This window comes from Staphylococcus sp. NWU MK-U1, from assembly GCF_033283505.1.
Lineage (GTDB): Bacteria > Bacillota > Bacilli > Staphylococcales > Staphylococcaceae > Staphylococcus > Staphylococcus haemolyticus.
The window spans coordinates 172856-185704 of sequence record NZ_JAVSMG010000005.1; the positions used below are offsets into that span (position 1 = coordinate 172856).

Genomic DNA, 12849 nt, shown 5'->3' on the forward strand with positions numbered 1-12849 from the left:
CTCCATTTCGTTAGATGTCTAACGAATATAATACTCCGATTTTAATAATAGTCAATCGATATATTAAAGTTTAAATTTTCTGATTTTTTTATTAAAATAAAACCCCCGATTTAATAGCAATCTGCTAAATCGAGGGATAAAATTAAATTCTTATGATGGAATTTCAGTACGTTTATTACTATGTTTTCTTACAATAGCTGCAGTTAAACTAGATATTGCGCCAAATATAATAAAGCCAATCATCATCCATATAGTTGAATTCATTTCAATGTGACTACCCATGTAGATAATTTCTCTAAGTGTATTTGTATAGTGAGTAAATGGATCAAAGTCATAAACCCAACCTTGATAGCCTTTAGGAAGCATTTGTTTTGGTAATGTTACTAATTGCATGCTAAAGAACATTAAAATAACAAAGATTGGAATTGCTTTCATGCCTAACCACACCATGATGCCTAGAATTAATCCAATAAATCCAAGGATTGATATAGCTAAGAAGAGTGCTACTCTATTAGTATTATTGAAATCAAATCCTAATACACCATGCATGAAGTAGACATACGCGAAACTTCCAGCAAATGCTGTAATAACTGCTAATAACATTTGGCCTAATGAAGCGATAACTCTGTGTTGAAGTTTGAAGTTATTACTTGTTCTGAAAGCAAAGAATAATAATACTGATGCTACAAGTGATCCCATCCATACTGGCATAAACATTAAGAATGGTGCGTTACCGCCACCTTGATGATCTTTTACTTTATGAATTTCTTTATTATCAACTTTAACAGGATTTGTAATGCCTTTAATATCTGAGGCACTCACTTTAACGTCTTGCTTTTCTAATGTGCTAAGACTTTGAGAAGTAATTTGTTTATTTAAATTATCTCCCATTCCATCAAGTACGTTACCAGTAATGGTAGCTGCTTGCATACTTGCACCTTTATTTACAATTGTTTTAAATGTCGCTTGTTTTACATCAACTTTTTGATTGCCCATTTTTTTCTGCATTTGTTGAACAGCTGCGGCTGGAATTTCGCCTGATTCAACTTTTTCTTTCATTTCTGCTTTTTTACTATCCATTACTACTTTTTGTGTTTTACTCATTGCATTTTTTGAAAAGTCTTTGTTAAAAATAGCTACCCCATAGTATTTTTCATCTTTAAGACCTTTTTTAATATCTGATTCTTTATCAACTTTAACCCACTTAACAGTATCAGAATCACTATCCATTAATTTATCTTCAATTTTTTTCCCGATATTTACTTTATTACCTTGAATGTCTACACCTTTATCATTGTTTACAACGGCTATTAGCAATTGCTTTGGTTTTGGATTAAACGCTGGATAAAAAGCCAAAGAGAATATAACTAATAATAATATCGCTGCAATAGGTGCAAGCCATAATAGTTTGCTTTTAAAAATATTCATGAAATCTAACCTCCTAAAATTTATTGAACAATGTGTTGAATATTTAATACCTTGTAAATTATAATGAGATAGTCAAAAATAAACAATAATCAATTATTCAAATACCGTACGTTATTGAACAGATTGTAGATTTTTGTCTATTTACTATTAGGAGGTCGATATTTAATGAAGGAAGACAGGAGAATAAGAAAGACAAAATCAGCTATTAAACGTGCATTTACAGACCTTTTAAAAAAGAAAGACCTCGACAAAATCACTGTTCAAGATATTTCAAATCAAGCAGATATTAATCGTGGTACATTTTATTTACATTATGAAGATAAATACATGTTATTAACTGATATGGAAGATGAATACATTTCACAAATTTGGTCATCAACTCAATTTAATCAACTCGACACTAGTACACCAGAAAATACAGCTGATGATTTTATTAATAATATTTTGACCAAAGTATTACAACATATCTCCGATAATATGGACTTTTACCATACGATTCTTCAATTAGAACGTAAAAGTAGACTTGAAGAAAAAGTTCATTCCTTAATTAAAGAAAATCTGCAAAAATATATTAGTATTGAACATGAGATAGATGGTATTCCTGAAATGTATTTTCATAGTTATGTTTCAGGTGCTACTATTTCAATCATCAAATATTGGGTACAAGACGATAATCGTATTTCTGTAAATGATTTAACAAAACATATTTTTAATATTATTTATAATGGCCCATTACGTATTATGATTCAAAATCATTATGAACGTACCCAATCCAACTGAGACTAAATGAATATGAAAGGAATCATTAGCCATGCTAACTGCATATAAACATTCAACTAACAATGACATCGTTGAAACGACTTTAGATCACTCTGCATCATGGATTAATGTTGTAGAACCTGAACGAGAAGAAATTGAACAATTAATTGAAACCTATAATTTGCCCGAGGACTTTATTCGAGATCCATTAGATGCTGATGAAAGCGCACGTATTGAATATGATGACGATACAGGCTATTCCCTTATCATCATCGACTTACCTATTGTAAGTTCTACGCATCGTCGCGTCTTATCTTTCGTTACAATCCCATTAGGAATTGTTATCGGAAAAGGACTTATTTTGACAATCTGTGATGCTGAAAATGAATTCTTAGAGAATTATGCACGACAAGATGATGTTAATTTAAATTTTCATAGTCGTTTTGCTCTAGATATTTTATTAACTATTTCAAACCACTACAACAGAAATTTAAGACTTTTAAATAAATCACGAATCCGCATCGAACGAGAACTAAAAAATAATATTACCAATAAACAGCTTTACAAATTAATGGAAGTTGAAAAAAGTTTGGTATATTTTCTAGCTGCATTAAAAGGTAACGATACAATTATTAAAAAATTATTCCGTTTACCTGCCATAAAACGTTTTGAAGAAGATGAAGATTTATTAGAAGATTTAGTGATTGAAAATAACCAAGCGATTGAAACGACAGAATTATATACTGGCATTTTAGAGAGTATTACAACTTCGTATTCTTCATTATTATCTAATGAAATGAATAATATTATGAAGACACTTACATTATTTACAGTATTACTCACATTACCAACACTTGTGTTTAGTTTCTTCGGTATGAACGTACCGCTTCCACTCGATGAAAAGAGTTATTCATCGTGGCTCTTCATTGTAGGAATTTCACTCGTTCTTGTGACTATAGTAAGTATCTTCTTATGGCGAAAACAAAAATTATAACTGCTAATTATACAAAAAAGTCGACATTCTGCATAAATCAGAATGTCGACTTTATTTCGTTTATTCAGCTGCTGCTTGATAAGCTTTGCGTCGAGATAAAATTAAAGTAATAGCTACAGAGACAATAAAAGCAATGAGCATGCCAATAAAGTAATGCAACCACCCAGCATGTGCTGGATTAATAGAAATAAATCCTGGTAGCCCAGCTGTACCTAAAGAGATGGCTTTAACTTTAAAGAATGAGATATAAGCTGATCCAATAGCTGAACCAATGATTGCACCTATAAATGGATATCTTAATTTAAGATTTACACCAAACATTGCTGGTTCAGTAATACCTAATAGCGCTGATACACCAGCTGCAGATGCAACACCTTTTAATTTTTTGTTATTTTTAATGATGATAAATGCTGCTAATGCTGCACCACCTTGTGCTACGTTAGACATTGTTGCAATTGGGAAGATAAATGAACCTCCCGTTTTTGCTTGATCAGCGATTAATGTTGTTTCAACAGCGATAAAGCTATGGTGCATACCTGTTATAACAATCGGCGCATAGAATAAACCGAAGATAAACCCACCAATTGCACCACCAAATTCATATAACCATGTTAATCCGTCTGATAACCAATAACCAAGCTGTCTTGTTAATGGTCCTACAAATAAAAATGTTAGAAATGCCGTAACTAAAATAGATAATAATGGTGTTAATAAATTATCTAATACAGTTGGAATAACCTTACGTAACCACTTTTCAATAGTTGCTAAAATATATGCTGCCACCAACATTGGTAACACTTGTCCTTGATAACCTACTTGATTAATATGTAAACCAAATAAGTCCCAATGTGGAATTGCTTTACCCGCTTCTACAGCCTTAGGAAAATCGTATGCGCTCATTAATGATGGATGTACTAAAATCATTCCTAAAGCTGCACCTAAGAATGGATTACCTCCAAATCGTTTCGCTGCACTAAATCCAATTAATATTGGTAATAACGTAAATGGTGCATTTGCAAAGATGTTAATCATATCTGCTAATCCAGCAAACTGACTATGAACATCTATTAAAGATTTATTATCATAAAAGAGATCTGGCGCAGTTAAAATATTATTAATCCCCATTAATAACCCACCAGCAACAATGGCTGGAATAATAGGAACAAATATATCTGAAAGCATCTTAACGAATCGTTGTAATGGATTCATGTTTCGAGCGGATTTATCTTTAACATCCGCTGTTGTAGAAGCCTCTTTCCCTGTTATTTTTTCAAGTTCATTAAATACTTTATTGACTGTACCTGAACCAATAATGATTTGATATTGACCGCCAGTTGAGAATGTACCTTTAACAACGTCCATCTTCGATAAAGTGTCCTCATCTACTTTACTTTCATCATTAAGTACGAGTCTCAATCTTGTGGCGCAATGGGCCATAGCATCTAAATTATCTTCCCCACCTACAGCTTCAAGAATTTCTTCAGCCGACTTTTTATAGTTCATTAAATTTCCCTCCTATTGAATGGAACCGGTTCTATTTATTAATTTTATTGTAACCGGTTCCAAAAAATAACGCAATAACCTTTTTTATCTTCACCAATTATTCATATTTTAGATTTGTAATCTAAGTTTCTGGGAAGAACATATTAAAACTTACAAAATAAGTGAGCGAGGCGGTATTTGATGAAAGAACGTGGCTATATTGAAAAGTTATGGAGAGAAGAAAAATATAATGTCTTGTACCATAGTCAACAGGATTATAATTATATTCGTGAATTACTTAAGCAATCTCCAACTTTAAATGAAGTTCAACTAGCTATTAATGAAGCACTCCAAACGACTCCATCCAATGGTTCAATAATGAATGCATACGATCATATGTGGGGATACTTTAAACACAAAGCTAATGAAATGGAAAAAAACAAATCAGCTCAATTAAAAACTGATTTCAAACAAGATAAAGTTCAAAGTAATGAATTGCTGATTTTTATAAAATACTTAGCCGACAAATATGAAGTTTCTTACCTTCAAAAAAGTACCCTGCTTAATTTCCAATGAGAATACTTAAGGTATGAAAAATTTTATTGGCACGGAAATAAGTAGCACCTACTACGTATGTATTAAGTACTTAAAATAATAGAAATGCTACTGCTATTCGCTAAATTTATAAAACAAAAAAGTTGAGACAACGCATGTGTTGTCCCAACTTTTTTAAAATTAATTCTGTTTTTCTGTAAAATATTATTCTTGATGTTACGCCTATAATAAAATCAGTATATTAAAGGATGGTAGATATTAAAACTGTTACTTATGCATCAGTGATTTAGTAATTGGTGGAGTTAGGTTCCTTAGTAATATACATTAGCATGCTACTGCTAATACCATTGTTAATAATACGCATACATATTCTTATTCTAAGTTGAATGGCAAATCTTAGGTGTGGTGTCTGACTATTATTTAATTTATTAATTTTCAATCTCTCTAGTTGTTTAATTCATGATGAAGATGAGTTGAATTTCTATATCACGCACAAAATAATTTACTTTACTTGTGTAAGATGGAAAATTCTTGTTGTCGAGTCTAATCATTGATATAGAATTTAATAATTTTAATATAGTGTTGGTACTTGTATCATTAACTTTAATATGTTGGCAGAATTTGAACTCAATGATTTAATTATAGCTTTTCTTGTTGTGGAAATACTTTATGTTGCTATTTCATGATGTTAATACAGAACTAATGAATGTAAGATTTCGAATCATTAATTAAATTAATGTAAATGATGTTTAATCAATTCTGTTTCGAAATCTATATTTATTATGCATCAAATTAAGTTGTCCCACGCTATTAAAATTTTCCAAATCAGTCACACTATATTTTCAATTTTTCCTTTAAGTTGCTTCTTTGAGAAAATTTTTATCGCTTTCACAAAATAATCGCAAAATTTTTTTATTTTTAGTTATTAATTTTTTCTTACTTTTATTTTATAATTACTTTTATTATTCACAATTCAATTGACCAGTAATGTTTAGCCAATAAATAAAAAAGCTAGGAGAACAACATACATGAGTAATTCCCTTCTATTACATGAACATTTAACAACCGCCCCTTCGCGTAATATAAATTATATTATTATATATTTCTCTTTAACTAATGAATTAACGATTACTATTAATGGTGAAAAGAATGATATTCAAAACCATATTGCTATAGTCAATCAAGGTGATTTATTTAATATCGATCATGCTAAAGATTTAATTGAGTTAAAAATCCCTATAGCTTACTTCTATATAGAAGATAATGATTTCTTTAATTGTTTCTTTGACCGTTATTTATTGCAGTCGAATCATTTTATTAAATCTCAAATTTTGCAATACATTTCTAACTTTTCAAATAATGAAGAACAAGATAGTGAAACAGTATCTAAAATTATAAGAACGTTGTATAAAGAAGCCGTAGTTAGAAACACAACATTATATGTACCGACTATGTCTATCGATAATCAGTTACTGTCTAATATTGTCATGTTTATTAACAATAACATTACATCTAATCTATCTTTGTTAGATATTGCACAACATGCACTTATTTCAGAATCATATTGTTCTAATTTGTTTGCTCGCATATTAAATGTTAATTTTAAAGATTATTATACCAGTCTAAAAGTTAATCACTCTGTACAATGACTAATGACAACGAATCACTCTATAACAACGATTTCCGAATTATCAGGTTTTAGTAGTCACACCAATTTTACTAATCAATTTAAAAAACATTTGGAAGCGAGCCCTAAGCAATTTCGTACGATGCTAAATCAATTAGAACCCCTGCCCTCTATTTTAATAAGAAGTTCAGTTAGTCAATCTTTTTTAAATTTAATTTCACAATTTGAGTTTACGAATCATTTGACCACGGAGACCACACAAATTGATATTGCTAATTACGATCCTAAAGATCAGACGCAATTTTCAACGGCTTTTATAGATTTTCAAAACATAAATGAATTATTTCAATTTGTGTTTAATGATTATTTTGATATTGATTTATCCTATTTACCTAGACCAGCGATTTTAATTAATGATGTGAGTGACATGGTAGGTCGTCACACAAATTTAAATTTATTAAATCGTTGTTTTGAGAAATTATTTGAAAAAAATATTAGATTAGCTGTCACTATTAAAAATAATCAAGAATTTAAAATGATATACCAATTGATTATGATATTCTTACAAAACAATAGAGATTATAAATGGAATAAAAAATTAGTGAAATTCATGCTTGTATTTGATACTGAAACAATGTCTATTCATGATATCCACCTTGCACACCTTAAACTCAAGAATAAAAACCGTGCTATCAAATTTAGTTTAATGGTTGATGGTTTGTTAAGACAACTGGGTTCATTACAAGAAACATATGATATTATGCATCGTATGAACTTTGATTTTTACTTTGTTGATATTGAAAATATTGATACCAAGAATGTGCTTATTGATATACAACGTGGCTTTACTCACTCATCGACGCACTTTGAAAATTATTTGCGTTTTATAGAGGGCTCTAATATACCGTCAACTCAGTTTATTTATAGCAACCTATCATTAAAATGTTTCAAATACACTAATAATGGTACACAGTCACTTCAATTGTCAGATCTCGTATGTCATCTATATCAGTTAATGAGACACGGTGGTGGCGTTTGCTATAAATTAATAGAAACAGATCCGATGTATATCTCACTCTTTAATAATCATGGTAGTCTATTACCTATCATGCATTTATATCGATTTGTTTCTACATTTAGTAATGAGTCATTTCAAATATCGAATAATTATTTAATGTGTTACAAAGATGGGAATTATCATGTGATACTTTTCAATAAAATTAATGACCGTTATTTATCTGATAGCCAACAACACTATATCTTTGAAAATGACTTTAAAGAAAACACCCTATTTATTGTAAATACATTAAATAATGAACATGGCTCAATACAACATTTAATTCCACAAGATAAGCGTGATGTTTACATTGAAAAAGATATTATTCAACAATTAGATAGATGTAATCATCCAAAGACTGAACTATTGATTCAAGAAAATGATTATGCCGCATTTCAAATAACGCTAAAACATGATGAAGTGAAATATATTTGTATTAAACCTTCTTAGTATACTTTTGATGTAAGTTTAAAAAACATTATTTAGGCTATAAATAGTGTAAGGAGATGATAAATTTGGATAAACAACAAGTGATTCAATCAATTGAAAAAGTCTTAGATACTTCAAAAGTCGGCGTCTTATCAACAGCATATAATAATCAACCAAATAGTCGTTATATGGTATTTTATAATGATGAATTAACTTTATATACTAAAACAAGTAATGAGAGTACTAAAGTTGAAGAAATTAAAAATAATCCTCATGCATATATTTTATTAGGTTACAATGAAACAACAAATAATAGCTTTGTTGAAATTGAAGCAAATATAGAAATTGTTGAAGATCAAAAAGTAATTGACTGGCTATGGGAAACGCAAGATAAAACATTCTTTAATTCAAAAGAAGATCCAAATCTATGTGTGCTAAAAGTCGTACCTAAAACCATCAAATTAATGAATGATGATGACATCGATACACCTGTAACGATTACTGTATAGAATTTAAAAAACTGTTTATAATAAAGAGTTTAGGACTGTGTTAATCAAGTTCTGAACTCTCTTTTTTTGATTAATTGGTTAACGCCTTTGATTTAATTTATGTCATTAAATTATGATTCAATTTAATATACATTATTATTTTATTGCAATTTAATAGTATTTTATGTATAAAAGAGATAGAACTTTTTAAAGGAGTCTATAAAATGAAGAATAAAAAGGGTTTAGGTATCGGTATTGCACTTATTGCTATCATGTTAATTGTATGTATCGTTCTTGTTGTCATGATGATGACAGGTGGTCAAAAAGAAACGTATTATGGCTATATGAAAAACGACTATACAATTGATAAGATGGTAAATGAACAGACTGAAAAAATTGAAAAAAATGTTGAATTGCCTTCTGATAGCAAAGCTAATGTTAAGAAAGGCGACTTCGTATTTTTAGTCAAAGAAAAAGGATCAGATAAATTTTCAAGAGTATCTAAAGTAGATCACGATGACGTACCACATGGTTTAATGATGAAAATTCATGAAATGCATGATATGAAGGGTATGTAAATTACAATAAATCACTGTCAATGAAGAGAAATCTTCGTTGGCAGTTTTTTAATATCATAACGTATTAATACACAAATCTTTATAATTTTAAGCAATAAAAAAGTATCGAGCCTATGCGCTCGATACTAAAAATGTCAGATTTCTTTTTTAAATTGATTCTAAGTATTTTTTACCTTGTTCTTTGTCATAAACCTTTTCCCATTTAGAGATAACAACAGCTGATAATGCATTACCTATTACGTTAACACATGTACGAACCATATCTAATAAACGGTCTACACCGATAATTAACGCAAGTCCTTGTGCTGGTAAGCCCATAGCTCCTAATGTTGTTAATAATACTACGATTGAAACGCCTGGTACTCCAGCCATACCTTTAGAGGCAACCATTAATGTCACCATTAAGATAATTTGTTCTGATATAGATAAATGAATGCCATACATTTGTGCAACAAACAATGCTGCAATTGATTGGTATAGCGCTGATCCATCAAGGTTAAATGAGTAACCTATTGGAATAACAAAGGATGTGACATCTCTTGGCGCTCCGAATTTTTCCATTTTCTTCATCATTACTGGTAATACTGCTTCTGAACTTGAAGTAGAGAATGCTAGTAATAATTCATCTTTCAAAATTTTAATGATTGAGAAGATACTAATACCACAGATTCTTGCTACAATTCCTAGAACAACGATAATGAAGAACACCATCGCGAACACTACTACTAATACTAATTTTAATAATGGTATTAAAGCAGATACTCCAAAAGTCATTACTGTTGTACAAATAAACGCAAATACACCTATTGGTGCTAATTTTAAAATTTTATTAATCATCCAGAATACTGCTTCAAGCGTTCCATTTAAAAAACCTTTCACAGGATCTGCTTTTTCTCCTATTGCAGCTAATCCTAAACCGAAGAATACTGCGAAGAAGATGATTGGTAATAATTCGCCTTTAGTTAATGCTTCAAATATGTTTGTTGGTACAATATTTACAATGGTATCAATAAAGTGATTGCCATATGTAGATTGTTCTGCTGCGGATGCAGATGATTGATATTTAGAAATATCGCCTTTAGGTAATTTGTCTGGATCTAAACCAGCACCTGGTTTGAATAAGTTACCAATGATTAGTCCTAAACCAATGGCGATTGTTGTTATAATTTCAAAGTAAAGAATTGCTTTCCATCCATAGCTACCTATCTTCTTTGAGTCCCCTAAGTTAGATATAGATAATGCTAATGCACAGAATACAATTGGTATGATGATCATTTTAATTAAATTTAAGAAAACATCACCGAACGGTTTTATATAATTTGCTACGTTATCTTGTCCAAATAATAATAAACCTACAACTACACCTAGCACCAATGCGATGATTACCTGCATCGGTAAACTAATTTTTCTCTTGAACAGAGCCATGTTGAAACCCCCTTCATCTGACATCGCTTAATTATATCAGATAATTATGAAATGGGATATAAAATTTTTAAAGCTAACTATATATATACTATTCAATCAAGCTAAAATAATTAAAAATACTATAAAAAGGAGAACAGAAATCATTATGAATTCTGTTCCCCTTATTTTTCATTACGTGTAAAATATTAATCCTCATTTAATGCGAAATTAAGGTTTAAAATTTTGGTTAAAATAATTATGTTTTGCATCTTTAATACTTTTTTTAGTTTCAGTATCAAAGCCTTCAGCAAAGATACCTTTACGTGTTCCTATAGGTTGAATGACATATGTCATATGAGGTTCATCTTTAAAAACAACTTCTTTGTAATAAACCCCTTTTTTTGCACTATATTGTGTTTTTTCCGATTTAATATCATCACTTAAATGTTTCTGCTCTATATAACTATCTACCATTTTAATATTTCTATGACCTTGATACGTTTTCATAGCAAAAAAGAAAGCAATTGCCACTACTAATGAAATCGCCAAAATAATACAAATTCTAATCCATTTTTGTTTTTTACTCATTTTGAACTCCTTTGTACACAACCTAGTCTCATCATCTCTAGTTACTATCTAAATTATTATGAATGATAGTTAGAAAATTTTAAAGTATTTCAGTATTTCTGTAACAAAATGTCCTAACAATTTATCTCTAATTCAAAATAAATCGACACATACATTAAACATGTAGACGTACTTTCAAATATAGTTTAAAAGGCTTTAAAAGTCCATGAAATACTATGGCAACAGTCTTGACATTACTTTTAGCTCATAATATCTTTAAATAAGTTAAGGGGGGAAATGTATGTATATTAAAGATAGATATTTAAGTAATCAATTATGTTTTTTATTATATGTTACTTCTAAAGAAGTCATAAAAAAATATACTTACTATTTAAAAAAGCATGATTTAACATATACAAGCTTTATGGTCATCATGGCCATCGAAAATGAAGAAAAGATAAATATTAAATCACTTGGTCGTCGCGTATTTTTAGATTCTGGAACCCTAACACCTCTCTTAAAGAAATTAGAGAAAAAAGGCTACGTACAACGTATGCGTGAAAAAGAAGATGAAAGAAATCTTCAAATTACACTGACTGAAAGTAGTATTAATATTAAACCTACATTGGAAGCTATCTCTGACCAAGTTTTTGAGGACTTTGATATTTCACAAGACGAAAAAGATAATCTTGTTAATAGCTTAAAACATGTTATTTCAAATAACTTCGATTATACTACTCACTAATATTTAATCCTGGCAAAAGCGAAACACTTAATTTCACAATTACTAGGCTTTATACATATTGAGACTTTTGCCATGGATTTACTATTCCGCACTTAATCTGCGCCTTATTCTTTTATAATTCCTTTCGCTTTACGTTAATCCTCTCTATTACTATAATGTACTTGAAAAGTATCATTTTACAACTATGGTATGCACGCTTAAATAAAGGAGAGACATTAGTATGAATAATAGAGAGTTTTTTGAACAATCCATTTTCAAGAATAATCCAAAAGACGTATTCCGTGATTTAGGTGAACAAGTTTTTAACCAATTTTCATCAAAAAGTTTCCCGACAAATATTTATAATCAAACAAATCAATACGTATTAGAAGCTGAACTACCTGGTGTCAATAAGTCTGAAATTGAACTTAAATTTGAACATGCGGCATTAACAATTAAAGTTCAAAAGCATGTATCTGAACAAACAGGTAGCGTTCAATTAAGTGAACGTGCAAGTGGTGAATTAGTTAGACATTTTGAATTTAACGATATTGATAAGTCACAAATTAAAGCAAGCTACGAAGACGGGATCCTAGTTGTTATTTTACCTAAAGAAGTTAGTGCACAAGATCAATCAACAACAATTACAGTAGAATAAATAGATATACAAAATAAAATGTTAAACATACTAAGATTAGCTGTGAAGAAATCTATGACGATAGATTTTTTCACAGCTATTTTTTATAGTTGTAGAGAG

At 29.8% G+C, this 12849-nt stretch carries 11 protein-coding genes and 1 pseudogene; 8 read left to right on the top strand and 4 right to left on the bottom strand.

Going from position 1 to position 12849, the window contains the following annotated elements:
- Nucleotides 1-150: 150 nt before the first annotated feature.
- A complete protein-coding gene (locus tag SBL16_RS08980; RefSeq protein WP_107612043.1) occupies nucleotides 151-1428 on the bottom strand; it encodes a YhgE/Pip domain-containing protein in 1278 nt (425 codons plus the stop codon).
- A gap of 165 nt (nucleotides 1429-1593) precedes the next feature.
- Here SBL16_RS08980 and SBL16_RS08985 point away from each other — a divergent pair, with 165 nt between their 5' ends.
- Both SBL16_RS08985 and SBL16_RS08990 read left to right on the top strand, forming a co-directional pair.
- Nucleotides 1594-2208, top strand: coding sequence for a TetR/AcrR family transcriptional regulator (locus tag SBL16_RS08985; protein ID WP_107612042.1), 615 nt, complete (start codon nucleotides 1594-1596; stop codon nucleotides 2206-2208).
- Nucleotides 2209-2239: 31 nt separating this feature from the next.
- Nucleotides 2240-3181 (top strand): magnesium transporter CorA family protein, encoded by a 942-nt coding sequence (locus SBL16_RS08990; protein ID WP_037535792.1) that lies wholly within the window; start codon nucleotides 2240-2242, stop codon nucleotides 3179-3181.
- Nucleotides 3182-3241: 60 nt separating this feature from the next.
- Here the strand turns inward: SBL16_RS08990 and SBL16_RS08995 are convergent, their stop codons facing one another.
- Complete coding sequence (locus SBL16_RS08995) at nucleotides 3242-4684, bottom strand: sucrose-specific PTS transporter subunit IIBC (RefSeq protein WP_107612041.1); 1443 nt, start codon at nucleotides 4682-4684, stop codon at nucleotides 3242-3244.
- A gap of 180 nt (nucleotides 4685-4864) precedes the next feature.
- Here SBL16_RS08995 and SBL16_RS09000 point away from each other — a divergent pair, with 180 nt between their 5' ends.
- The 4 genes and pseudogenes from SBL16_RS09000 to SBL16_RS09015 all read left to right on the top strand — a co-directional run bounded on the left by SBL16_RS09000 (nucleotide 4865) and on the right by SBL16_RS09015 (nucleotide 9397).
- Nucleotides 4865-5239 carry a DUF1722 domain-containing protein gene (locus tag SBL16_RS09000; RefSeq protein WP_107612040.1) on the top strand — a complete coding sequence of 125 codons (375 nt, stop codon included), beginning with the start codon at nucleotides 4865-4867 and terminating at the stop codon, nucleotides 5237-5239.
- A gap of 1007 nt (nucleotides 5240-6246) precedes the next feature.
- Nucleotides 6247-8352: pseudogene (gene rsp, locus SBL16_RS09005) on the top strand (AraC family transcriptional regulator Rsp).
- Nucleotides 8353-8408: 56 nt separating this feature from the next.
- Nucleotides 8409-8840 carry a pyridoxamine 5'-phosphate oxidase family protein gene (locus SBL16_RS09010; RefSeq protein ID WP_390897055.1) on the top strand — a complete coding sequence of 144 codons (432 nt, stop codon included), beginning with the start codon at nucleotides 8409-8411 and terminating at the stop codon, nucleotides 8838-8840.
- A gap of 203 nt (nucleotides 8841-9043) precedes the next feature.
- Nucleotides 9044-9397, top strand: a complete 354-nt coding sequence (locus SBL16_RS09015) for a DUF4889 domain-containing protein (protein ID WP_107612682.1) — start codon at nucleotides 9044-9046, stop codon at nucleotides 9395-9397.
- Nucleotides 9398-9544: 147 nt separating this feature from the next.
- Here the strand turns inward: SBL16_RS09015 and SBL16_RS09020 are convergent, their stop codons facing one another.
- Complete coding sequence (locus SBL16_RS09020; protein WP_053018386.1) at nucleotides 9545-10822, bottom strand: cation:dicarboxylate symporter family transporter; 1278 nt, start codon at nucleotides 10820-10822, stop codon at nucleotides 9545-9547.
- 207 nt (nucleotides 10823-11029) lie between these two features.
- Nucleotides 11030-11389 (bottom strand): DUF3139 domain-containing protein, encoded by a 360-nt coding sequence (locus SBL16_RS09025; RefSeq protein ID WP_011274989.1) that lies wholly within the window; start codon nucleotides 11387-11389, stop codon nucleotides 11030-11032.
- Between the two features lie 280 nt (nucleotides 11390-11669).
- Between SBL16_RS09025 and SBL16_RS09030 the strand changes: the two genes are divergently transcribed.
- Entirely contained in the window at nucleotides 11670-12113 is a 444-nt protein-coding gene (locus SBL16_RS09030; protein ID WP_317953771.1) for a MarR family transcriptional regulator, read from the top strand.
- Nucleotides 12114-12333: 220 nt separating this feature from the next.
- Nucleotides 12334-12750, top strand: coding sequence for an Hsp20/alpha crystallin family protein (locus SBL16_RS09035; protein ID WP_011274987.1), 417 nt, complete (start codon nucleotides 12334-12336; stop codon nucleotides 12748-12750).
- Nucleotides 12751-12849 lie beyond the last annotated feature (99 nt).

Coding starts and splice junctions, on each gene's coding strand:
- SBL16_RS09035 (WP_011274987.1), top strand. CDS start 12,334: ATGAATAATAGAGAGTTTTTTGAACAATCCATTTTCAAGAATAATCCA.
- SBL16_RS09010 (WP_390897055.1), top strand. CDS start 8,409: ATGATAAATTTGGATAAACAACAAGTGATTCAATCAATTGAAAAAGTC.
- SBL16_RS09000 (WP_107612040.1), top strand. CDS start 4,865: ATGAAAGAACGTGGCTATATTGAAAAGTTATGGAGAGAAGAAAAATAT.
- SBL16_RS08990 (WP_037535792.1), top strand. CDS start 2,240: ATGCTAACTGCATATAAACATTCAACTAACAATGACATCGTTGAAACG.
- SBL16_RS09020 (WP_053018386.1), bottom strand. CDS start 10,822: ATGGCTCTGTTCAAGAGAAAAATTAGTTTACCGATGCAGGTAATCATC.
- SBL16_RS09015 (WP_107612682.1), top strand. CDS start 9,044: ATGAAGAATAAAAAGGGTTTAGGTATCGGTATTGCACTTATTGCTATC.
- SBL16_RS08985 (WP_107612042.1), top strand. CDS start 1,594: ATGAAGGAAGACAGGAGAATAAGAAAGACAAAATCAGCTATTAAACGT.
- SBL16_RS09025 (WP_011274989.1), bottom strand. CDS start 11,389: ATGAGTAAAAAACAAAAATGGATTAGAATTTGTATTATTTTGGCGATT.
- SBL16_RS08995 (WP_107612041.1), bottom strand. CDS start 4,684: ATGAACTATAAAAAGTCGGCTGAAGAAATTCTTGAAGCTGTAGGTGGG.
- SBL16_RS09030 (WP_317953771.1), top strand. CDS start 11,670: ATGTATATTAAAGATAGATATTTAAGTAATCAATTATGTTTTTTATTA.
- SBL16_RS08980 (WP_107612043.1), bottom strand. CDS start 1,428: ATGAATATTTTTAAAAGCAAACTATTATGGCTTGCACCTATTGCAGCG.